Origin of the sequence: Cryptosporangium japonicum (assembly GCF_039524755.1) — a bacterium.
Lineage (GTDB): Bacteria > Actinomycetota > Actinomycetes > Mycobacteriales > Cryptosporangiaceae > Cryptosporangium > Cryptosporangium japonicum.
In genome coordinates this window covers 112,460-133,001 of record NZ_BAAAGX010000002.1, presented here as the reverse complement: position 1 = coordinate 133,001, position 20,542 = coordinate 112,460, and the positions used below count along the sequence as shown (strand labels likewise).

Here is a 20,542-nt window from a genome sequence, read left to right as displayed (position 1 = left end):
GCCGGTGGGGCGCGGCCCGGTGGGGTGGGGGCCGGTGGGGTGGGGGCCGGTGGGGTGGGGCCCGGGATGCGGTGGGCCGGAGTGCGGTGGGCCGGAGTGCGGTGGGCTCGAGAGCGGTGGGCTCGAGAGCGGTGGGCTCGAGACGGGTGGGGTCGGGCTCGGGTACGGGGGAGCGGAGTAGCTCGAGGCTCCGCTCGGGTAGACGTTGCCGCTGGCCGGAGCGCGGAACGACGCGCCGGACGTCGTCGGGCCGGCCGGGTCGCCGGTGGAGTGGTCCGGCCGCCCGTAGCCGGGCACACCGGGCGAGGCGAACGCCACCGGCGTCCGCGCCAGCGCGTCGCGCATCGCCGCACCGTCCGGGTACCGGTCGGCCGGGTTCGGCGCCATCGCCCGCTCGATCACGCTCATCAGCGGCCCGGGCACCCACGGCAACAACGGCAACGGTTCGTCGTGCATCCGCACGATCGCGGCCAGGCTGGGCGACCCGGTGTCGGGGAACCGCGGCGGCCGCCCGTTGAGCAGCGCGTAGAGCGTCGCCCCGAACGAGTACACGTCCGCCGACGGAGCCGGCTCCACCAGCGAGAACGCTTCCGGCGGCGCGTACGCGGGCGTCAGCGACTCCAGCGTCGCCGACTGCTCGGTGTCGGCGGTGATGATCGAGGCGAGCCCGAAGTCGGCCAACCCCACCATCCCGTACCGGTTGACCAGGATGTTCCCCGGCTTCAGGTCGCGGTGCAGCACCCCGAGCGAGTGCGCGGCCCCGAGCGCGTCGGCCAGCCCGACGCTCATCGCCCGCACCTCGTCGGGCGGTAACCCGCCGCGCCGCTTGAGCACGGTGGCCAGCGACCCACCGGTGCACAGCTCCATCACCAGGTACGGGCGCCCGTCGGCCAGCGTGCCGGCGTCGTAGAGCCCGATCACGTTCGGGTGGTCGGAGAGCCGCCCGGCGGCGTTCACCTCGCGGTAGAACCGGCGCTGGTCCCGTTCGGTGGTCAACGTCCGGTTGTCGATCTTCACCGCGACGTCCCGGCCGACGACGAGCTGCGTCGCCAGGTAAACGGTCGCGCACCCACCGGAGCCCAGCACGTCGCGGACGGCGTAACCAGGGACTTCGGGCGGTCGGTGCACGGGGCAGAAGCCTAGACCACGCCCTCCCGTAGGCTGCGCGGCGTGAGCGCCGTGACCCCCCGCCCCACCGCCGGCTCCGAGTTCGTCTGGGGGCTGCGGCTGCTCGGGCGCGGCTTCGGGATGTACGCGAAGTACCCCGGGCTCCTGCTGCTGGGGCTGATCCCCGCGGTGATCGCGTTCGTCGTCCTGCTGGCCGCGTTCGTCACGCTGCTGGTGTTCCTCGACGACCTGGGCGGATGGCTCGCCGGGTCGTTCGCGGGCGGCTGGTCGGCCGACGCCCGCCGGGCCGCCGAGCTCCTGGTCGAGGTCACGATCGTCATCGGGGCGCTGTGGCTGTCGGTTCTCGTCTACACGGCGCTGACGCTGATCATCGGCGACCCGTTCTACGAGAAGATCTCCGAGGAGATCGAGCGCCGGCTCGGTGCCGTCGACCACCCCGAGCTGCCCTGGCACAAGACGTTGCCGCGCAACGCCGCCGACTCGATCCGGGTGATCGGCACCCAGCTCCTGCTCACGATCCCGGTGCTGCTGATCGGGCTGGTGCCGTTCGCGGGGCAGGTCCTGGCGCCGATCCTGGCGCTGCTCATCGGCGGCTGGCTGCTCAGCGTCGACCTGACCGGCATTCCGTTCAACCGGCGAGGCGTCTTCCTCCAGGAGCGCCGCCGGGTGCTGCGCCGGCACCGGGCGCTGGCGCTCGGGTTCGGCATCCCGGTGGCGGCGCTGGCGCTGGTGCCGTTCGCCAACATCGTGGTGGTGCCGGCCGCGATCGCCGGCGGAACGCTGCTGACCCGCCGCGTGCACGGCCAGCCGATCGACTAGCTCGGATCGGCGAGCAGCAGGCTGATGCCGCGCCGCTCGCACGTCTCCGGCGCGTTCCACGCGATATCCGGCCCGTGTCCGCACCGGCTACGCGGCACCGGGTGCCGGCTCGGGTGGGTGCTAGTCGGCCGCCACGGTCGTGCGGGCCGGGCCGGCGCGGCGGGCGAGCACGGCGGCGATCGCGCCACCCAGCGTGATCACCAGGCCCGCGACGACGATCACGTACGCGCCGACGTCGGGGCGCACCCGCAGCAGCGCCGTGCAGAAGTACTCGTGGGCGCAGGAGCTCAGGTCCCGGTTGCCGCTGCGCAGGTCGACGACGTACCAGAGCCAGGCCAGCGACGTCAGGAAACCGGGGATGCCCGCGGCGGCGACGAGCCAGGGCCGGGACCGGACGAGCCCGACCACCGCCAGCACCCCCGCGACGAGCACGGCGGCGAGCAGCAGCAGGGCCTCGGCGGTGTTGGGCCGGCTGGCGTCGGTGCCGGTGATCGCGTCGACGGTGCGCGAGCGGGGCAGGAAGAGCGCCGCGACGAGCAGCGCCGCACCGACGCCCACCACGTACGCGGCCCGGGCGAGTGGCTTCACGGGCGGCAGCCTACGCGGCGAGGCAAGCTTGGGCGCATGTCTCGAGTCTTCGTTACCGGATCCGCCGACGGCCTCGGGCTGCTGGCCGCACGCCAACTCGTCGGCGACGGACACCGGGTGACGCTGCACGCGCGCAGCGAGGAGCGGGCCGAGCAGGCCCGCCGCGCCCTGCCCGAGGCCGACGCGGTGGTGGTCGGTGACGTCTCCGCGCTCGACGCGATGCGGTCGGTCGCCGCGCAGGTCGACGCGCTGGGCCGCCACGACGCGGTCATCCACAACGTGGCCGTGGGCTACCAGGAGCCGCGCCGGATCGAGACCGCCGACGGGCTGGCGCACGTGTTCGCGGTGAACGTGCTGGCGCCGTACGTGCTGACCGTGCTCATCGATCGGCCATCACGACTGATATATCTAAGTTCAGGCATGCACCGGAGCGGACGCGCCGACGTCGACGACCCGCAGTGGGTCCGCCGGCGCTGGAACGGTTCGCGGGCCTACTCGGAGAGCAAGCTCTACGACGCCATGCTCAGCCGGGCGGTGGCCCGCCGCTGGCCCGACGTGCGGTCGAACGCCGTCGACCCGGGCTGGGTGCCGACCCGCATGGGCGGCCGCGGCGCCCCCGACGACCTGCGCCTCGGCGCCGACACCCAGGCCTGGCTCGCGGTCACCGACGACCCGGCGACCGGCGGCTACTTCTACCACCGGGAACCGCACTCCGCGGTGCCGACGACCCCGGAAGCCGAGGACGCGCTGATCGATTACTGCGCCGGCCTCAGCGGTATCCCGTTCCCGTGACCCGGATCCGCGTCCTGACCCTCAACGTCCAGCACGACGCCGGCGACCCCCGCCGCACCGCGCGGATCAACGCCGAGCTGCGGCGGCTCGCGCCGGACGTCGTCGTCCTCCAGGAGGTCCGCTACCCCGACGACACCCGGAACCAGCTCGCCGAACTGGTCGACGGCGTCGGTCTGCGCACCACGCACCAGGCCGGGATCCTCGAGCACCTGCCTCCGGACGCGGACGTGTACGGCGGCACCGCGATCGCGACCCGGTGGCCGCACCGGATCCTGGAGGTCGTCGACGGCCGCACCCCCGACGGCGTCTACTGGTACACGCTGGCCGTCTCGGTCGAGGTCCCCGACGTCGGCCCGGTCCTGCTGCTCACGCCGACGACGTTCTGGAGACTCGGCGCCGAGGCGTGGCGGGAGCGGCAGATGCGCGAACTCGTCGCGCTCGACACGCGCCACCGCACGCGGCGGCCGACGATCGTCGCCGGGGATTTCAACGCGGTGCCGGAGACCGCGAGCATCCGGTTCCTGAGCGGCCTGCAGTCACTCGAGGGCGAGAGCGCCTGCTACCACGACGCTTGGGCGGTCGCCGGCCACGGGCCGGGCGCCACCTGGACGGTCGACAACCCGCTCGCGGCCGCGGAGATCGAGCGGCTGATCGGCCAGCCGAACGTCCGCTACCGGATCGACTACGTGTTCGTCGGCACCGGCCCGGGTGCCCGCGTCCTCGACGCCGCGCTGGTCGGCGAGGACAACCCGCTCAGCGACCACCACGGCGTCGTGGCCGATCTGGAGTATTCCGTCTAATCCTCGTCCAGCGGTTGACCGGTAGGGCCGCTGTCCGCCGGGTCCTCCGGCAGGTCGACGGCCTGGCCCTCCCAGGTCACGACCTTCCAGCCGTCGGCAGGCGAGCCCTCGAGCGTCACGATGCCGGTGTTGCTCAACGCGTGCTCGGCGGCCCACTCGACCTCGACGTTCACCGCGCGGGCCGCCACCCAGGCGCGGATCGCCGCACCGTGGCTGACCACCGCCACCGTGCCCGCTCCGGTCGCGGCGGCCTCGTCGATCACCGCGTCGTAGCGGCCGAGGAACTCGGTGCCGTCCTCGCCGCCGGGCATCCGCAGCGCGGTGCGGCCGGCCGACCAGCCGAACACCGTCGTCAGGTACGTCGTCACCGACTCGTGGTCGCTGAGCATCTCCAGGTCACCGGCGACGACCTCACGCAGACCGTCACGGACGACGGGCTCCAGCCCGCGCGCGGCGGCCAGCGGCGCGGCGGTGAGGTGCGTGCGGACCAGCGTGGAGACGAACAGCACCTCGATGTTCTCGTCGGCCAGCGCCTCGGGCAGCGCGGCCGCCTGTTCGAGGCCGAGCTCGGTCAGACCGGGGCCGGGGCGGCCGGTGTCGAGCAGGTGGGCAACGTTCGAGGGAGTCTGGCCGTGGCGGATCAGGATCAGACGCACGCGTCGATTGTCGCAAACGCTCAACCCGGGCCCGACCCGGCCGATGGGACCGGATAACTGGCGGGCGGCCGGCAACGGTCACGTACACGAGGTCGAGGCAACGCATGGTATCGACGTCCGGCACGGAAAGCGGCGGTAAGCTCTCCGGTCTCGGTGTGGGGCAGAAGATCCTGATGTCGGTGGCGGTCATCGCGGTCGTCGCACTGATCACGGGCGGGCTCGCGTGGCAGCGGCTCGGCACGATCGACGGCAAGATCCAGAACCTCAAGAACGAGAACATCGCCCGGCTGAACGCCCTGGTCGACATCGAGGCGGGCATCGCGAAGCTCTACCGCGGCATCCTGAACATCTACGTCGCGCCGACCGACACCACGAGCCAGCAGCAGATCAAGGACGGTGAGGCGGCCGTCAGCGCGGCGTTCGCCGAGTTCCAGAAGCACCCGAGCGACTCGGCGGAGTGGAAGAAGCAGGTCGCCGACTTCGACGAGGCGTTCACCACGTACACCGCGCTGGCGAACAACATCCTGTTCAAAGAGCCGTTGCCGGCCAGCGTCCCCGCGCCGGCGAACACCGCCGCGATGAACGCCGAGTTCGCCCGCGTCGAGAAGGCGTTCGGCGTGACGCTCACCGCGCTGAACAACCTGGAGGCCGAGGATTCGGCGGCGTACGCGACCGACTCGCACAACGCGGTCGTCGGCGCCCGCACGATGATCGCGATCGTCCTCGTCGTCGGCCTGCTCGCGGCGATGGCCCTCGCGGTGGTCATCAGCCGCGCGATCATCAGCCGGCTCAACCACGTCCAGGAAGTGCTCGACGGCGTCGCCAACGGTGACCTCACCCGGCAGGCCCGCGTCGACTCCGGCGACGAGGTCGGCAAGATGGCCCAGGCCGTCAACCGGGCGATCGACTCGATCCGGCAGACCGTCTCGGCGCTGTCGAGTTCCGCACGCACGCTCGCGGACTCCTCGCAGCAGCTCACCGCCTCCGCCGAGGCGATCTCCGGCACGGCTGCGGACACGTCCGCGCAGACCAGCGTGCTCGCCTCGGCCGCGGAGGACGTCTCGCGCAGCGTCCAGACCGTCTCGGCCGGCACCGAGGAGATGGGCTCGGCGATCCGCGAGATCTCCCAGTCGGCGAACGACGCCGCCGGCGTCGCGTCTCGCGCGGTCGACGCCGCCGCCCAGACCAACGCGACGGTGGCCAAGCTCGGTGAGTCGTCGGTGGAGATCGGCAACGTGGTCAAGGTGATCACGTCGATCGCCGAGCAGACCAACCTGCTGGCGCTCAACGCGACGATCGAGGCGGCCCGGGCCGGTGAGGCGGGTAAGGGCTTCGCGGTGGTCGCGAACGAGGTCAAGGACCTCGCCCAGGAGACGGCGCAGGCGACCGAGAACATCTCGAAGCGGGTCGAGGCGATCCAGGCCGACACGGATTCGGCGGTGGCGGCGATCGAGCAGATCTCGGGGATCATCGCGCAGATCAACGACTACCAGATGACGATCGCGTCGGCGGTGGAGGAGCAGACCGCGACGACGAACGAGATGAGCCGCTCGATCATGGAGGCCTCCACCGGCTCGACGAGCATCGCCGACAACATCGCCAGCGTCGCGGCGGCCGCCCAGACCACCTCGACCACCGTCGGCGAGACACAGCGCTCGGCCGAGGAGCTCTCCCGGATGTCCTCGGAGCTCCAGGCGCTGGTCAGCCGCTTCCGGGTGTGACGTCATGGGCCTCGTCGAAGAGCTGGAAGCCCAGCGCGAAGCGCTGACCGAAGCCTGCGCGGTCGCGGACGCCGAAGACCGCGTCGCCCAGGCCCGGTGCGATCAGCTGCTCACGGAGTTCGCCGGCACCGCCCAGGAGCTCCAGGACCGCGCCGCCGAGTTCGCCGCCGTCACCGAGGCTGGCGGCCCGCCGTCGCAGGTGTCGGCCGCGGCCTCCGCGGTGGACGCCGCCCGCGTCGACGCGATGCGCGCCCAGCTACGTGTCGTCGACGAGTGGGCCGCGATCACCAAGGCCCGGCTGACCCGGGCCCGGCACCTGTCGCAGCAGGTCAGCAGCATTTGTGACGTCACCCTTGACCTGGAGCGCACTCCAGGCCCTTGACTGGAAGCCATGGAATACAGGTATCTCGGACGATCCGGCACGACGGTCAGCGAACTCTGCCTCGGCGCGATGACGTTCGGGCGGGAGGCCGACGAGGCCGACAGCCGCCGCATGCTCGACCTGTTCGCTGACGCCGGCGGCAACTTCATCGACACCGCCGACGTCTACGGCGAGGGGGCGTCGGAGGAGGTCACCGGTCGCTGGCTGAAGGGCCGCGACCGCGACCAGTGGGTGATCGCCACCAAGGTCCGGTTCCCCAGCGGCCCCGGCGTCAACGACGTCGGCCTCGGCCGCAAACACATCGTGGCCTCGATCGACGCCAGCCTGCGCCGCCTGGGCACCGACTACGTCGACCTCTACCAGATCCACGGCTGGGACCGGGCGACGCCGCTCGAGGAGACGCTCTCCACCCTCGACGCGCTCGTCACCGCGGGCAAGGTGCGCTACCTCGGGGCGAGCAACCTCGTCGGCTGGCAACTGCAGAAGATGCTCGACGTCAGCCGCGCCGCCGGGTACGAGCGTTTCCTGACCCTGCAGCCGCAGTACAGCCTGCTGGCCCGGCCGACCGAGTGGGAACTCATCCCGGTCTGCGAGGCCGAGGGACTCGGCGTGCTGCCGTGGTCGCCGCTGCGCGGTGGCTGGCTGTCGGGGCGCTACACCCGCGACATGGGCGGCGCGCCCGACGGCTCCCGGGTGAAGACGGCCGAGGAGCAGGGCTGGAGCGAGACCTGGGCCGCGTACGACAACGAGACCACGTGGTCGATCCTCGACGAGCTGCGCGCGATCGCCGACGCGCGGGGCGCGAGCGTCGCCCAGGTGGCGATCCGCTGGGTGCTGCAACGCCCCGGCGTGACCGCCCCGATCCTCGGCGCGTCGAAGCTCTCGCAGCTGGAGGACAACCTCGGCGTGGTGGGGTGGACGTTGTCGGGCGAGGAGATGGCGCGCTTGACCGCGGTGAGCGAGGTGACCGCCCCGTACCCGTACGACGCGTCGATGCGTGACATCGCCACCAGCCGCTGACGCTGGGTGGTGGTTCCGTCAAGCCCGGAGCGCTCGATGCGCTCCGGGCCCGCCCGGTCCAGGCCGGTTCGCGGCGGGTAGGGATGCGACCCGCCGCTAACGTCGACCGCATGGACCTGGCCGCGGCGGTTGCGCTGGCACACCACCTGCTCTCGGCGCCACTTCCGGGAAGCGGGTACCGAATCGTCGATCTCGAGATGAGCGACGACTTCTACGGCGACGACGATTACTCCGCCGCCGACGCGGCGTGGGCGAAGCTGGACGCCGAACGAGTACGACTGGTCGACGACCTGACCGAGCGCTGGGGTGCACCGGAGCGGCTCGAGCTTCAGGTCGACTGGGAGGACGAGCGCCGCACGCTGATGAACGATCTCGCCGGCTTCGTCACCGAGGTGTGGTCGTGGCGTCGGGACGGGCGGCAGGTGTGCGTCGGCGTCGGCCAGGACGACAAGGAACTGCCGGTCCGGCTCGTACTCGGGGTGGGCGACCCGACCGCCACCGGTGCGGTCGGGCGCGGAACGGGATGAGCGGTCCGTCGACGTCCAGGGACCACCTCACGGATCAGTGCACGTGCTCGGTCGCCCGGAGCGCGGCGCTGACCTCGGCGCGCAGCCACGCGTGGGCACGGTCCCGGTCGAACCGCTGATGCCAGCTGACGACGATCGGCAGCGGCGCCAGCGTCACCGGAAGCGGCCGCACCACCAGTCCGAGCGCGTCGATGAGCGGGCGGCACACGGCCTCGGGCACGGTCAGCAGATGCCGGCCCCGGCTCACCGCGTGCAGCGCGATCGCACTGCTGCCCACCGCGGCGACCACCCGGCGACGCCGACCCGACTCGGCCAGGATCTCGTCGACGGGATCGGCCAGCCGGCCGCGCCGGGACACCAGGATGTGCGTCTGCTCGGCGTACCGCTCGAGGTCGATCTCCCCGTCCGCGCAGGGATGGCCGGAACTCATCACCAGGACGAAACGGTCGTGTCCGATCGTCTCCGAACGGATCTCCGGGTGCTCCGGGCGGTCGGCCCCGATCTCCAGGTCGACGCGACCATGGCGCAGGTCGTCGGTGTCGGTGGCGCCCTCGGTGAGCAGGCGGACCCGCACCTTCGGCGCCCGCGACGCCGCGTCGGTGAGCAGCGTCGGGGCGATCGCGGTGGCGAGTGCGTCGTGACACCGCAGCGTGAACGTGCGGTCGAGCTCGCCCAGGTCGAGCGTGCGGCTGGGCACGAGCACGGCTTCGGCGTCACGCACCAGCTCGTGCACCCGTTCCCGGATCGCCAGCGCGTACGGCGTCGGCGTCATCGTGCGGCCGGTGCGCACCAGGATCTCGTCGCCGGTGAGGCGTCGGAGCCGCCCGAGCGTGCGGCTGACCGCGGGCGAGGACAGACGCAGACGCTCGGCCGCCCCCGCCACGCTGCCTTCCTCCAGCAGCGCGTCGAGGGCGGACAGCAGATTGAGATCCAGCTGCATGGGCCCAATCTAGGTCGCGAGCGGCACCAGCACCCGGCCGCCCGGCCCGGACGGACGCTCGGCCTCGTCGAGCATCGCGGCGGCCACCGTCGCCCGGCTCACCGACGCCGGGAACAGCCGGCGGGGCGCCGCCGACTCCTCGACCGCTCGGCGCCGCGAGCTGACCGGCCCATTGCTCATCGGACCGGCGTGGAACACCGTGCCGCCGGCGTCGAGGATCGCCGTGTCGGCCGCGACCTTGTCGCCCAGCTCCTTGCGCAGGAACGTGCCCAGCAGGGTCCGGGTGAGCGCGCCCGCGGCCCGCGCCGACCGGCCACTGCCGAACGCTCCCAGCCACAGCACCTGCCCGGGCGACGCGGCCAGCACCGCGCGGGCCCCCGCGGTGAGCACGCCGGGCCGGTCGGCCAGCCCGAGCACCGAGATCACGGTCGACGCGTCGCGCAACGCCGTGCCGACGGATTCCGGGTCGAACACGTCGGCGGGCACCCGGGTCAACCGCGGTGAGTCGGGAACGGCACTCCGCTCCGGATGACGCGAGATCGCCACCACGTCGTGGCCGCGCTCGAGCGCCTGGCGGGTGAGCTCCACGCCCACGCCGCCGGACGCCCCGAGGATCGTGAGCCTCACGAGAGCACCTCGAGCACGGCCTGGTAGACACCCGGAGCCGCGACCAGCACGTCGGTGCTGGCCGGGCGCCACGGGTCGCCGGCCAGGTCGGTGGCGACACCCCCGGCTTCGGTGGCCAGCAACGTCCCGGCCGCGGCGCCGGGCAGGTCGGGCTCGTACTGGAAGAACGCGTCGTACTGACCGGACGCCAGCGCCAGCAGCGGGAACGTCGTCGGAATCGTGTTGCGGACGAGCAGCGCGCGGTCGGCTAACGCGGCCCAGCGCGCGCCGAACCGTTCGTGCGTCTCCGGACTGTTCCCGGCCTGGCTGGCCGCGACGATCGCCGCGTCGAGGTCCTGTTTGGCGGAGACACGCAGCCGTTCGCCGTTCACGAACGCACCTTCGCCCCGCACCGCGACGTAGGTGAGGTCCCCGATCGGCTGCCGCGCCACGGCGAGTTGCGGCTCGCCGTCGCGGATCAGCACGATCACGACGCCGAACTCCGGCAACCCGTGCACGAGGTTGACGGCTCCCTCGGCGCCGTCGACGATCCACCACTCGCCCGGCGGCACCGGCCGGTCCGCCTCGTCGTCGAACCATCCCACGGTCGGCGCCACGCCCTCCAGCGCCGATTTCACGACGGCGAGAGACGCGGCCTCGGCCTGCATTCCGACCTCGTACATCGCTTTTCGGTCGGTCGGCCGGGAATTCGGAGAGTAGTACTTCAGTAGCGTGGATCCGGCCTGCTCAGCTGCGGAAACAACGGCCGGGAGAAGATCAGAATAAGACATCGAAACAATCCTTTGGAACGAAGATTGCCGCTCGATCCGGCGACGTGTCCAGTTAAAAGGAGCGCTCCCCGCAAATCAAATGCACAATTCTCAATCGACGATTTACTCAGACGCAATCGACCCGCTCGACGCCCGGCTCACGTCGTGCCCTGCGGCGCCTGAGCGAGGGCGCGGGGTCTGAAACCGGTCGGCCGGACATCGCGGGGGGTCGCGGGTGGCTCTGGGTCAGCAGCGCCGGTCGAGGCACCGGCAACCCACGTGCGCCCACCTTCGTTGCCGGGTGCGCCGATCCTCTGGGCCTTCTCCGGCAAGTCCGTGCTCGGCTGCGGCCGAGCCCAGCCGCCGTGGGGCTCGGCCGCCGTGGGGCTCGGCCGCCGTGGGGCTCGGCCGCCGTGGGGCTCGGCCGCCGCGGGCCTCAGCCGCCGCGGGGCTTAGCTGCAGAGGGGCCGCGTTGCCGATACAAACAGCTGCCCGCGACCTGGCGGCGGCGGGAGATCTCCGCCTTGTCGGGCGACGCCTGAGCCGGTGCCCTGCTGCGAGAGACTTATCCGACAAGCGGCCTAGCCGGGGCTGCGGCCCGATGCGCTGCGGGCCAGCGCGTCGAGCGAGAACGAACCGGTGGGCGAACCGAGCCGACGGAAAAGCTCCGCCCGCACCGCCGCGCGCTGCTCGTCGGAGAGGCTGACACAGTAGGCACCCGCCGGCCCGATCCCGGCGAGATAGCCGTTCCACAGCTCGTCGAACGAGGCGTACGTGGAGCTCACCGAGAGCACGTCTCGGTGAAGCCGGCCGCCGCCAGCCACTCGGCGATCTCCCCCTCGCGTCCGAACCTCAGCGTTCGAGCCTCGTCCGGAGCCGACGGATCGATCGTCAACGCCGCGTCCCAGAACAGCCGGAGCATCGGCATCCCCTCGGCGAAATCCCAGGCGCAGGCCGCGGCGACGCCACCGGGCCGCAGGACACGGCGCAGCTCACGGCCGAACGCGGGTGGATCGGGTACGAAGTGGATGACGAGCTGAGCCAGCGCGCCGTCGAAGCCGGCGTCGTCGAACGGGAGGGCCTTCGCGCACCCCTGACGGACGGTGACGCCCGGCAGCGCCGCCGCGCACTCGGCGACGAACGGCGGTGACGGGTCGGCGGCCGACACCCGCTCCGGCCCGAGCCGGTCGGCCAACACCCGGGTGAGCGCGCCGGGCCACACCCCACGTCGAGCACGGACCAGCCCGGCACGACTCCCGCGGAGTCGGCGAACGGTTCGCCAGCCGACGCGAATAGCGCCCCCTGTACCCGTCGTAGGCCTGCCCGGTCGTGAGGAACGATCCGGCACCGTTCGGCGTGTTCATCGACGACCTCCGTACCTGCTCGGGTGCCTCGATCCTGGCACTCGAGGGCCCGGCCGTCAGCCCTCCGCCGAAGGGTGTGGATAACGTCGGCGGGGCCGTGCGGGATCTGCCACGCTTCTGGTCATGGGCCTGATGGGCAGCCGCGAAGTCGACCACGCCGTGGCCGAAATGGTCGGGGTACTCACCGGGTTCGAGTCCGCCGACTGGCGACGACCGGCCGGCCCGCTCGACTGGAGTTGCTGGACGACCGCCGCGCACGTCGCGCACGACCTCCACGCGTACGCCATGCAGTTGGCCGCGCTACCGGACACGGGGTACCTCCCGGCGGATCTGCTCGTGCGCGACGAGGTGAGCCCCCGCGACCTGCTGCGCGTGGTCACCGGGGCCGGACGCCTGCTGAGCACCGTGTTGGCCGCATCCGCGCCCTCCGTGCGCGCCTGGCACTGGGGACCGACCGATCCGAGCGGCTTCGCCGCGCTCGGCGTCAACGAGACGCTTGTCCACACCCACGACATCACCATCGGGCTCGGCGTTCGGTGGCGCCCGCCGGAGGCGCTGTGCCGGGCCGTGCTGGCCCGGCTCTTTCCGCACGCGCCGCCCGGTGATCCGGCCGAGGTGCTGCTCTGGTGCACCGGCCGCCTCGACCTCCCCGGCCGTCCGCGCCCCACGTCATGGGTAGCAAGAGCCGCCGTCGAACCACCCGACGCGTACTAGCGATTCCCGCGGCGCCGTCGGTTCGGGGCGTGGGGCGCCGTTGGTCGAGGCGTGCGGCGCCGTCGGGCCGGGGGACGATGACTAGGTGAGGGCGGCGGCCATGGCCAGGAGGTGTTCGTCGGGTGCGCCCAGCCGGCGCGGGCTGTGATCACCCACGCAGATGCGCCGACCGTCGTGATCGACCCAGCTCTCGTCACCCCAGAACCGGCCGGACGCCCCCAACAGCTCGTCCGCGACCCGCCCGGCCTGCTCAGGCGCACCACCGACCGCGACGAACGCCGCCGCCACCCGCGCCCCAGCCGTGTCCGGCCGATCGGAGTCACCGAGCGCGGGAAGCATCAGCAGCAGGCGCCGGGCCGCGTCGCTCGTGCCGGCCGCGCTCACCAGCTCCGGCCACGACAAGCCCGGCCCCACGTAGCCCCCTTCGAGCGCGGCCAACGTCCACACCTCGCTGCGTCCGGCCGGCTCGAACAGGTAGTCCCACCCCGAGTCGTCCTCGCAATTACGGAACAGCAGGTGCAGCCGGTGCCCCTGGGCCAACCCCAGCGTGAGATAAGGCCAGTGGTCGGGGTCGTGCAACTCGTCCAGGTACTCCTCGACGTCAGCGGGTTCCACCTCGAACGCGAGCGGTGCGGTCACCGAACCACCCACGCTCCCCAGAAAAGCCGGCCAGAACGGCTCGTCCTCGCACCACGCCGTCGCGTCGACGAGCACCGACGCATCGAGGGGCGGAAGAAACTCACCCAGATACCGCTCCAGACCCACCGTCACGCCGCCATTCTGGAGCGCCCGACCGAGCCCCGACACAGTGGCTCGAGCCCTCTCGGGTGACGAAAGAACAGCCCGTCATCCTGAATCGGCACGGGCCTGACGGATTTCGGCATAGAGCTCGTCATCGACCTCCAGTTGGTGTTGGGCGTCGAGAGAGAAAGCCGACCGTGCGAAGCATTCGTTGAAGACGGCGACCATCTGGTCGATGCTTCGGAATTCCACTTTCGGCGGTCCGAACTCGGGCGTCACCGTGACTACGACCGGCTCGCCGGCTCCCGACCAGGCCGCCACGTAGAGGTCCGAGCTGCCGTCCTCGAGGAGGGGAACCCAGCTCTCGGTGAGAAGAGGGCTGCCCGCATCGCCGTGGTCGGCCTTGATCGCGACGACATCCTCGAGCGCGACCGGCCAGAAACCGGGAATCGCCCAGGAATCGCCGATCGTCTGCCCCGGCATGTACTCGACCCCGGCACACCACTGGAACCATTCGAGCACCGCGGGCGGAGTGGACGCGCCGAGCACCGCTTCGATGTCAGCTGGGTTTGCGCCCGCTTTCAGGGCTGAGGTGACCGGTGCGTCGAGGCGGACGAGCGAATCACGCCATCGCGCGAGTTCGGCGGTGAGCGTCACCAGGGCATTCTGGCGGAACTGGGTGCGCACGGCCACGGAAAATGGGTCGAGTGTGAGCAGTCTGCGGACGGACGTCGCCGAGCGGTACCACACGCTCGGTCTGCGGTCGTGGCCGGTTCCCGACCGGGACGAGCCGCGTCCGGAGGAGTACGAGCGGGTCACCGATCCGGAGCGGTACACGATCGTGTTCGCCCAGGCCCGGTTGTGGCCCGAGCGGCTCGGCGAATTGCCCGGCGTCCAGGTGGAGCCGATCGAGGTCGGTGACTTCGACCGCGGCACCTGGGTCGTCCCGGACCGGTCCGGAACCCAGCCGCTGCTGTTCCTCGAACGGGACGGCAGTCCGCCGGTGCTGCGCATCTGTCTCGCCCGGCCCGACGTCGTCCTGGAAACGCTGCCGGACTGCGGTTGCGACGCCTGCGGCCGCGGCTCGGACGGGCTGCTCGAGAACGTCGTCACCGACGTGGTGACCGGACCGTACGTGGTGCTGCAGGTCAACCAGCCGTGGCCGGCCTGACGGTCGGCTGACATCGCTGGCGGTCAGCGCAGATCGGCCGCGGCCTGGCGTCGCGCTGCCTCGGCCGGCGTGTCGTAGTACCCCGGCGCGGCCAGCAGCACGGAGTTGACGTGGTAACCCGGCCAGTCCTCCGGATCGTCATCGGCGGCGAAGGGCCGCCAGAACGCCAGCACGAGGTCCGGTGCGGTGAAGCACGCCTCGTCGTCGGGTTCGACCCGCACCGTCGTGTGCCGTCGGAGCCGTTCCGCGACGTCCAGGGCGGGCAGCCCGAACACGTCCACATCGCGGTAGCGGACGACGTCGAACTCCTGCTCCGGCGACCCGTGCAGCTCGATCGCGTCGAGCCGCCCGCTCGGTGAGAACCCCGGATTGATGCTCACCCCGCCGCGCCGATGCACCCACAGGCCGGTCGCGAGCGAGCCGCTCACCTCGCCGAACACGGACAGGGCGGCGCGTGTCCCGTCCACGCCCATCCCGAGCCGGAGCGACCCCACACCGTGCGGCGGGTCCAGATCGAACTCCATGCGTGATGATGGCACGCCGCCGGCGGGGCCCGCGGTGAGGATCCGGCCGGTGCCGGACACAGGCTGGTCAGGAGGTGTGATGACCCCCGACGAACAGACCTTCACCGTGTTCTACCGCCGTTACTACGGCGAGGTCGAGCGTTACGTCCGGCGGCGGCTGGCCGGCGACGCGGTCCGCGACACCATCGCCGAGGTCTTCCTGGTGGCGTGGCGCCGGTTCAGCGAGGTTCCGCTCGAGGCGCCCCTGCCGTGGCTGTACACGGTGGCCCGTCACACGGTGGCCAACCAGACGCGCGGTGCCCGGCGCGCCGCTTCGCTGCGAGCACGCATCGAACAACAGCCCGAAGCGCGGGCCGACGATCCGGCGGACCGGGTGGCCGGCCGGCTGGCGCTGGTCGAGGTGTTCGACGCGTTGCCGGAGATCAGCCGGGAGATCGTCCGGCTGGTGGCCTGGGAGGGGCTGACCGTCGCCGAAGCGGCCTCCGTGGCCGGCTGCAGCGTCTCCGCGGCGACGATGCGGCTGCACCGCGCCCGTCAGCAGGCTCACGAAGCCCTGGCCCGCGTGACCGCCCAGCCCGGGGACGCGCCGAGCCGGAACACCCCGACGACGGAGGTCCGCTCGTGAACCCCGGACCGGAAACCGACCTGCGACGCCTCTTCGGCCCGCTGGATCCCGGTGCCGAGAAGATCCCGCCCGCCGACCGGGACGCCGACCTTCGCACGATTCTCCGAGGCGATGCCGTACGGACCCCGACCCCCACGGCGAGCACCAGGCTGACGCGTCGCCGGGCGCTTCTCGGCGGAGCCGCCGCCGCGGCCGTGCTCGCCGGCATCACCCCGATCGTGCTCGACTCCTCGCCGGCCGCCTACGCCGCGACCCCACCGCCCCTGGCCTACCAGCAGAAGCCTTCAACCGCGGCCGCGCCGGCGCTGGAGCGGATCGCCGCGCGCACCGCGGCCCGGCCCGACGACAGCGGCCAGGGGCGGTACCGGCACATCAGCGTCGTCGGCTGGTATCTCGACAGCGCCACCCGGGCCGGCGCCACCCGGTCCGCGATCGTTCCCCGCCGGACCGAGACGTGGCTCGCCGGCGACGGCTCCGGACGATCGGTGACCACCACGCAGCCTCCCGCCTTCGGTTCGGAGGACGACCGGCACTGGTGGTCGCGTCTCGGCGACGACGACGCACGCACGGTCCGCACGTGGACGTCCGGCGAAGACGTCCGCACCTGGACGCAGCCCGCCCCGGCCGATCCCCGCCGGATGGCTCGATTCCTGCAGGTGGGGCACCCGGTCAGCAACGGACCCGCCGGCGTACTCACCGCCGCCGCCGACCTGTGCCGCGAGCAGGTGCTCGCGCCCCGGCAACGCGCGGCGCTCCTGCGTACGCTGGCGACGCTGCCGGGCCTGCGCGCCGCCGGGCCGGTCACCGACCGTAGCGGCCGATACGGCGAAGCCTTCGTGCTGGACTCCTCCTACAGCGGCCTACCGACGCGGTACACGCTGATCGTGGACGCCACCACCGGACGGTTCCTCGGGTGGGAGGAGATGCTCACCGAGGACGCCGGCCGTCTCAACGTGCGCATCCCCGCGGTCACGAGCTACGAGACCCTGGCCCGGAGCGAATACACCCGCACGGCGGGACGATGACCGGTGTCCTCAACCGCACCAGGTTCGGACGTAGAGCATCCGGCGGCCGTCGTGGTCCTCGAACTCGTAGCCCTCGTAGGTCACGTCGCCGACTCCGAAGACCGGACCGTACTGCGCGTCCGACTGCGCCTCCATCGACGCCAGCGCGCTCGTCGGAGGTTCAGGTAGCCCGGGTGCACGGGGTCGGGTCGTCGGCGCAGCGGCTGGCCGTTGCGTGGGGGATTCGGGGCTCGGAACGGCTACCGAATAGGGCGAGGCCCGGGCGCGTCACGCGCTCCGGGCCTCGGCGGGAAAGACTCAGCTGCAGGGGTTGTAGTCCCAGCAGTCGTTGTAGCGCTTCTTGTGGTGGCGGCGACGGCGCGGCTTGCACTCGTTGTAGTCCCACTCGTTGCACTCGTTGTACGAGTAGTCGTAGCAGCCGCTCATGCCGTCCAGCCTCCAAGAAGAAAGTGTGTGTGTTCCTGCTGTGCCACTACTTTCCCGCGAACTCCCGGCCGGCTCGATCAGCCGCACAACGGCGGGAATGTTCGCTTCCGAACACCGGTGACGCGTCTACAGAAATGGTTGGTCGAGTGTGGCGAACAGGTCGCAGCGCACGATCCGATCACCCTCACGCACCCAGTAGCTGCAGGTCGCCGCAGCCCAGCCACGCTCGGTCTGCGTGATTTCCGCGAACCACAGGCGGCCCCAGACGTTCGAGATCGGCTGGGGCTGCGCACCCGAGGTACCACGGTCCGGTGTGGTCAGGCACCCTGGCGCTCCGCGGCCGATCCCGCTGCGCCCTCCTCGATGTCCGTGGGCTTGCCGTAGCGCCGGTCGAAACGCTGCTGGGCGCCGGCCAGCAGCTCGGCGACCGCTGGTGAATCCAGGGGCAGGCGCCCGTCGCCGGCCAGGGGAGCGCCTTCGGTGCGGAAGTGGTCACGCATCCAGGCGTGTTCGATGGCGACGCTGCCACCGGGGCGTCGGTGGGAGTCCGCGACTTTCCAGGGCGCCTCGGCGCGAGCGAGGTTGGCCAGGTCGTTGCCGCTGAGCCCGCTGTACCGGGAGACGACATAGCCGACGATGCCGAGCTCGGATTCGGGCATGTTGTCGGAGCTGCCCACGGGCTGTTCGTCGCGCCAGAGTGCGGGGACGGTCGGTCCGTCGTCCCACGCCGCGATGGTCTCAGGGAACAGCGGGCGGTCGGCGATCGCGAGGTGGTGACCCTGGCAGTAGTAGAGCAGGGGGTGTAGCTTTCTCGTGCCGAGATGCGGGACCCGCTGACTCAGGGCAGCCGCCACATCTCTCGCTGTGGTGGTCATGCCGCGACCGTAGCGGCGCGGACCGACAGAATCCGACTCCTGGCCGGATCGCCCGCGGACCGAGGCGGGACGCCCGGCAGAGCCGCCCGGTCGTCGGATGTGCGGGCCGCCCGGGCCCGGGGTAGCGGCGCGTAGGAGTTGGAGCTGAATCGGCTTGTTCTCGGTCATGAGTGCCCTCGATTCGCCCGGACCGTTCCCACGATGGTCCCGGTTGGACAGTCGCTGCACCGGAGATCACTCAAAGTAGTTGTTCAAGTGCGTATTGTTGTTTCGGGGCGGATCCAGGAGCCGGGTTGCCTACCCGCGGCAGGGTGTGGCTAGGTCGGCGATCGGTGCTGATACTCGTCTCATGGACGGCAGACGACAGCTCGGTGAGTTCCTGCGGACCCGCCGGTCGCAGGTGCGGCCGGACGACCTCGGGCTCGTCGGGCACGGTGAGCGGCGACGCGTGCCGGGGCTCCGCCGGGAGGAGCTGGCGCTGCTGGCCGGGGTCAGCGCGTCCTACTACGCCCGGCTGGAGCAGGGGTACTCGCTCAACGCGTCCGCCGAGGTGTTGGACGCTCTCGCGCGGGCGTTGCGGCTGGGCGAGACCGAGCGTCGTCACCTCCACGACCTGGCCGGCGGGGCTCGTACCCGGCCGGGTGCGCGTCGCCCGGCGCCGGAACGACCGACACCGGCGCTGGCCGAGCTGGTGGACGCCCTGGGTGACGTCCCGGCGCTGGTGCTGGGCCGGTACGGCGACGTACTCGCCTGGAACAGCACGGGTCACGCGCTCTTCGCCGGCCATCTCGACGCGGGGAGTCCGGCGACGACGCGTGACCGGCCGAACATGGCCCGGCTGGTCTTCCTCGACGCGCACACCCGCGCGTTGTACGCGGACTGGCCGGCCAAAGCGCGGGCGGTGGTCGGCACGTTGCGGCTGGCCGCCGGGCAGTACCCGGGCGACGCCGGGCTCGCGGCCCTGGTCGGCGAGCTGACGGTCCGCAGCCCCGAGTTCGGTGACCTCTGGGCCCGGCACCGCGTCAAGGCCGGCGACGACGCCACCTACGAGATGCGTCATCCGACGGTGGGAACGCTGACCGTCACGCAACAGGCCCTGCGCACCGAGCAGGGTGGCACGGTCGTCATCGCGACGACCGAACCGGGCTCGCCGTCGCGTGAGGCGATGGCGCTGCTCGCCCACAACACCGCGTTCGCACCGGGGGCGGCGACGCCCGAGCCCTCCCCGGCGCCGCGCCGCTAGCCCCACCCGAAAACCCCGCCGAAAACCCCGCCGGAATCCCCTCGGATCCGGTGGCGATGCCCCACGCCCACAACGGGCGATGCCCCACACCCACAACAGGCGATGCGCCATGCCCACAGAAGAAGGAATCATGAAACTGCGACGCTCGCTCAGCATGCTCGCGCTGGCCGCCGCCGGTGTCGTCGCCGTGGCCTCCCCGGCCTCGGCCGGTGCCGTACCCCCTCGCGCCGAGGTCCACTTCGACTACGCGAAGGGCCAGCTCCCCGAGAACGTCGTCCTCGAGCCCGACGGCGCCGCGGTCGTCACGTTCGCGGCCGCCCGGCAGGTGGCCAGGGTCCGCCCGGACGGCACGGTCCGGGTCCTCGCGACCCTGCCGTCGCCGTCCGACGGCGGGGTGCACACCCCCGTCCTCGGCTTCGCCCTGACCACCGGGATCACCCGCGCCCACGACGGCACGCTGTACTTCCTGTACGCGAGCGGCACCGCGGACCTCACCGGCGTGTGGCGCCTGCGTCCGGGCGGAACGCCGCAGCGGATCACGGCGCTACCCGCCGGTGGCCTCCCGAACGGCCTGGTGCTCGACGAGCGCGGCGGCCGCCTGTACCTGACCGACTCGGTGCTCGGCACGATCGTCACCGTCCCGGTCGGTGGGGGAGCGGCCCGGACCTGGTCGTCGGCCCCCGAGCTGGCCCGGGTCGGCTTCCTCGGCGCCAACGGTCTCAAGCTGCACGACGGTGCGCTCTGGGCCACCAACCTCGACAAAGGCACCCTGCTCCGGCTCCCGCTGCGGTCCCCCGGCACCGCCGAGGTGAAGGCCACCGGCCTGGCCGGAATCGACGATTTCGAGTTCACCGGCGCCGGCGACGAGGTCATCGCGGCCCTCGACGCTCCCAACACCGTCGTGCGGGTGCGCCCGGGCCACGCCCCGACCACGGTGCTGACCGGGGCCGACGGCCTCCAGAACCCGACGTCCGTCGCGCTGCGCGGCACCACTCTCTACGTGCTCAGCGCCGCCTACACCACCGCGAAAGACCCGAACCTCCTGCTCACCCGCGCCCCGCGCCGCTCCTGAACGAGGAACAGAC

At 72.0% G+C, this 20,542-nt stretch carries 27 protein-coding genes; 13 read left to right on the top strand and 14 right to left on the bottom strand.

Annotated features, from left to right (window positions below):
* Positions 1-1,128, bottom strand: a 1,128-nt coding sequence (locus ABD437_RS01890) for a serine/threonine-protein kinase (protein ID WP_344646950.1), incomplete at its 3' end; no start/stop codon positions are given.
* A 42-nt stretch (positions 1,129-1,170) separates the two neighbouring features.
* Here ABD437_RS01890 and ABD437_RS01885 point away from each other — a divergent pair.
* Complete coding sequence (locus ABD437_RS01885) at positions 1,171-1,947, top strand: EI24 domain-containing protein (RefSeq protein WP_344646949.1); 777 nt, start codon at positions 1,171-1,173, stop codon at positions 1,945-1,947.
* A 120-nt stretch (positions 1,948-2,067) separates the two neighbouring features.
* Here ABD437_RS01885 and ABD437_RS01880 read toward each other — a convergent pair whose 3' ends face one another.
* Complete coding sequence (locus tag ABD437_RS01880; RefSeq protein WP_344646948.1) at positions 2,068-2,535, bottom strand: hypothetical protein; 468 nt, start codon at positions 2,533-2,535, stop codon at positions 2,068-2,070.
* A gap of 36 nt (positions 2,536-2,571) precedes the next feature.
* Here ABD437_RS01880 and ABD437_RS01875 point away from each other — a divergent pair, with 36 nt between their 5' ends.
* Together ABD437_RS01875 and ABD437_RS01870 are read left to right on the top strand one after the other, a co-directional pair.
* A complete protein-coding gene (locus tag ABD437_RS01875) occupies positions 2,572-3,327 on the top strand; it encodes an SDR family NAD(P)-dependent oxidoreductase (RefSeq protein ID WP_344646947.1) in 756 nt (251 codons plus the stop codon).
* A complete protein-coding gene (locus ABD437_RS01870; protein WP_344646946.1) occupies positions 3,324-4,127 on the top strand; it encodes an endonuclease/exonuclease/phosphatase family protein in 804 nt (267 codons plus the stop codon). Before ABD437_RS01875 ends, ABD437_RS01870 begins: the two co-directional genes overlap by 4 nt.
* Here ABD437_RS01870 and ABD437_RS01865 read toward each other — a convergent pair.
* Entirely contained in the window at positions 4,124-4,783 is a 660-nt protein-coding gene (locus ABD437_RS01865; RefSeq protein WP_344646945.1) for a histidine phosphatase family protein, read from the bottom strand. The two genes, ABD437_RS01870 and ABD437_RS01865, sit on opposite strands and share 4 nt — an antisense overlap.
* A gap of 155 nt (positions 4,784-4,938) precedes the next feature.
* On the opposite strand from ABD437_RS01865, the gene ABD437_RS01860 reads away from it, so the two are divergent.
* From ABD437_RS01860 to ABD437_RS01845, 4 genes are all read left to right on the top strand, one after another.
* Positions 4,939-6,504 carry a methyl-accepting chemotaxis protein gene (locus ABD437_RS01860; RefSeq protein WP_344646944.1) on the top strand — a complete coding sequence of 522 codons (1,566 nt, stop codon included), beginning with the start codon at positions 4,939-4,941 and terminating at the stop codon, positions 6,502-6,504.
* Positions 6,505-6,508: 4 nt separating this feature from the next.
* Positions 6,509-6,886, top strand: coding sequence for a hypothetical protein (locus ABD437_RS01855; RefSeq protein WP_344646943.1), 378 nt, complete (start codon positions 6,509-6,511; stop codon positions 6,884-6,886).
* A gap of 9 nt (positions 6,887-6,895) precedes the next feature.
* Complete coding sequence (locus tag ABD437_RS01850; protein ID WP_344646942.1) at positions 6,896-7,906, top strand: aldo/keto reductase; 1,011 nt, start codon at positions 6,896-6,898, stop codon at positions 7,904-7,906.
* 110 nt (positions 7,907-8,016) lie between these two features.
* A complete protein-coding gene (locus ABD437_RS01845) occupies positions 8,017-8,433 on the top strand; it encodes a hypothetical protein (protein WP_344646941.1) in 417 nt (138 codons plus the stop codon).
* Positions 8,434-8,467: 34 nt separating this feature from the next.
* Here ABD437_RS01845 and ABD437_RS01840 read toward each other — a convergent pair whose 3' ends face one another.
* From ABD437_RS01840 to ABD437_RS01820, 5 genes are all read right to left on the bottom strand, one after another.
* A complete protein-coding gene (locus ABD437_RS01840; protein WP_344646940.1) occupies positions 8,468-9,373 on the bottom strand; it encodes a LysR family transcriptional regulator in 906 nt (301 codons plus the stop codon).
* A 9-nt stretch (positions 9,374-9,382) separates the two neighbouring features.
* A complete protein-coding gene (locus ABD437_RS01835; RefSeq protein WP_344646939.1) occupies positions 9,383-10,000 on the bottom strand; it encodes an NAD(P)-dependent oxidoreductase in 618 nt (205 codons plus the stop codon).
* A complete protein-coding gene (locus ABD437_RS01830) occupies positions 9,997-10,770 on the bottom strand; it encodes an inositol monophosphatase family protein (protein ID WP_344646938.1) in 774 nt (257 codons plus the stop codon). Before ABD437_RS01830 ends, ABD437_RS01835 begins: the two co-directional genes overlap by 4 nt.
* 560 nt (positions 10,771-11,330) lie before the next feature.
* Positions 11,331-11,534 carry a hypothetical protein gene (locus tag ABD437_RS01825; protein WP_344646937.1) on the bottom strand — a complete coding sequence of 68 codons (204 nt, stop codon included), beginning with the start codon at positions 11,532-11,534 and terminating at the stop codon, positions 11,331-11,333.
* A complete protein-coding gene (locus ABD437_RS01820) occupies positions 11,531-11,971 on the bottom strand; it encodes a class I SAM-dependent methyltransferase (RefSeq protein ID WP_344646936.1) in 441 nt (146 codons plus the stop codon). The genes ABD437_RS01825 and ABD437_RS01820 overlap by 4 nt, the downstream gene beginning before the upstream one ends.
* A gap of 274 nt (positions 11,972-12,245) precedes the next feature.
* On the opposite strand from ABD437_RS01820, the gene ABD437_RS01815 reads away from it, so the two are divergent.
* Positions 12,246-12,827: a hypothetical protein gene (locus ABD437_RS01815; RefSeq protein WP_344646956.1), complete on the top strand. Its 582-nt coding sequence runs from the start codon at positions 12,246-12,248 to the stop codon at positions 12,825-12,827.
* An 81-nt stretch (positions 12,828-12,908) separates the two neighbouring features.
* Here the strand turns inward: ABD437_RS01815 and ABD437_RS01810 are convergent, their stop codons facing one another.
* Positions 12,909-13,598 (bottom strand): hypothetical protein, encoded by a 690-nt coding sequence (locus ABD437_RS01810; RefSeq protein WP_344646935.1) that lies wholly within the window; start codon positions 13,596-13,598, stop codon positions 12,909-12,911.
* Between the two features lie 75 nt (positions 13,599-13,673).
* Positions 13,674-14,261 (bottom strand): hypothetical protein, encoded by a 588-nt coding sequence (locus tag ABD437_RS01805; protein WP_344646934.1) that lies wholly within the window; start codon positions 14,259-14,261, stop codon positions 13,674-13,676.
* Positions 14,262-14,277: 16 nt separating this feature from the next.
* On the opposite strand from ABD437_RS01805, the gene ABD437_RS01800 reads away from it, so the two are divergent.
* On the top strand, positions 14,278-14,739 hold the full coding sequence (locus tag ABD437_RS01800; RefSeq protein ID WP_344646933.1) for a DUF6226 family protein: 462 nt from the start codon (positions 14,278-14,280) through the stop codon (positions 14,737-14,739).
* A gap of 23 nt (positions 14,740-14,762) precedes the next feature.
* On the opposite strand, the gene ABD437_RS01795 is transcribed toward ABD437_RS01800, so the two are convergent.
* On the bottom strand, positions 14,763-15,263 hold the full coding sequence (locus tag ABD437_RS01795; protein WP_344646932.1) for a hypothetical protein: 501 nt from the start codon (positions 15,261-15,263) through the stop codon (positions 14,763-14,765).
* A 79-nt stretch (positions 15,264-15,342) separates the two neighbouring features.
* Here ABD437_RS01795 and ABD437_RS01790 point away from each other — a divergent pair, with 79 nt between their 5' ends.
* Together ABD437_RS01790 and ABD437_RS01785 are read left to right on the top strand one after the other, a co-directional pair.
* Positions 15,343-15,888: an RNA polymerase sigma factor gene (locus ABD437_RS01790; protein ID WP_344646931.1), complete on the top strand. Its 546-nt coding sequence runs from the start codon at positions 15,343-15,345 to the stop codon at positions 15,886-15,888.
* On the top strand, positions 15,885-16,913 hold the full coding sequence (locus ABD437_RS01785; RefSeq protein WP_344646930.1) for a CU044_5270 family protein: 1,029 nt from the start codon (positions 15,885-15,887) through the stop codon (positions 16,911-16,913). The genes ABD437_RS01790 and ABD437_RS01785 overlap by 4 nt, the downstream gene beginning before the upstream one ends.
* Before the next feature lie 9 nt (positions 16,914-16,922).
* Here ABD437_RS01785 and ABD437_RS01780 read toward each other — a convergent pair whose 3' ends face one another.
* The 3 genes from ABD437_RS01780 to ABD437_RS01770 all read right to left on the bottom strand — a co-directional run bounded on the left by ABD437_RS01780 (position 16,923) and on the right by ABD437_RS01770 (position 18,214).
* A complete protein-coding gene (locus tag ABD437_RS01780) occupies positions 16,923-17,048 on the bottom strand; it encodes a hypothetical protein (protein ID WP_344646929.1) in 126 nt (41 codons plus the stop codon).
* A 162-nt stretch (positions 17,049-17,210) separates the two neighbouring features.
* Positions 17,211-17,339 carry a hypothetical protein gene (locus tag ABD437_RS01775; RefSeq protein WP_344646928.1) on the bottom strand — a complete coding sequence of 43 codons (129 nt, stop codon included), beginning with the start codon at positions 17,337-17,339 and terminating at the stop codon, positions 17,211-17,213.
* A 317-nt stretch (positions 17,340-17,656) separates the two neighbouring features.
* A complete protein-coding gene (locus tag ABD437_RS01770; RefSeq protein WP_344646927.1) occupies positions 17,657-18,214 on the bottom strand; it encodes a Panacea domain-containing protein in 558 nt (185 codons plus the stop codon).
* 349 nt (positions 18,215-18,563) lie between these two features.
* On the opposite strand from ABD437_RS01770, the gene ABD437_RS01765 reads away from it, so the two are divergent.
* Entirely contained in the window at positions 18,564-19,457 is an 894-nt protein-coding gene (locus tag ABD437_RS01765) for a helix-turn-helix domain-containing protein (RefSeq protein WP_344646926.1), read from the top strand.
* A 130-nt stretch (positions 19,458-19,587) separates the two neighbouring features.
* Positions 19,588-20,529, top strand: coding sequence for an SMP-30/gluconolactonase/LRE family protein (locus tag ABD437_RS01760; RefSeq protein WP_344646925.1), 942 nt, complete (start codon positions 19,588-19,590; stop codon positions 20,527-20,529).
* Positions 20,530-20,542: the final 13 nt, after the last annotated feature.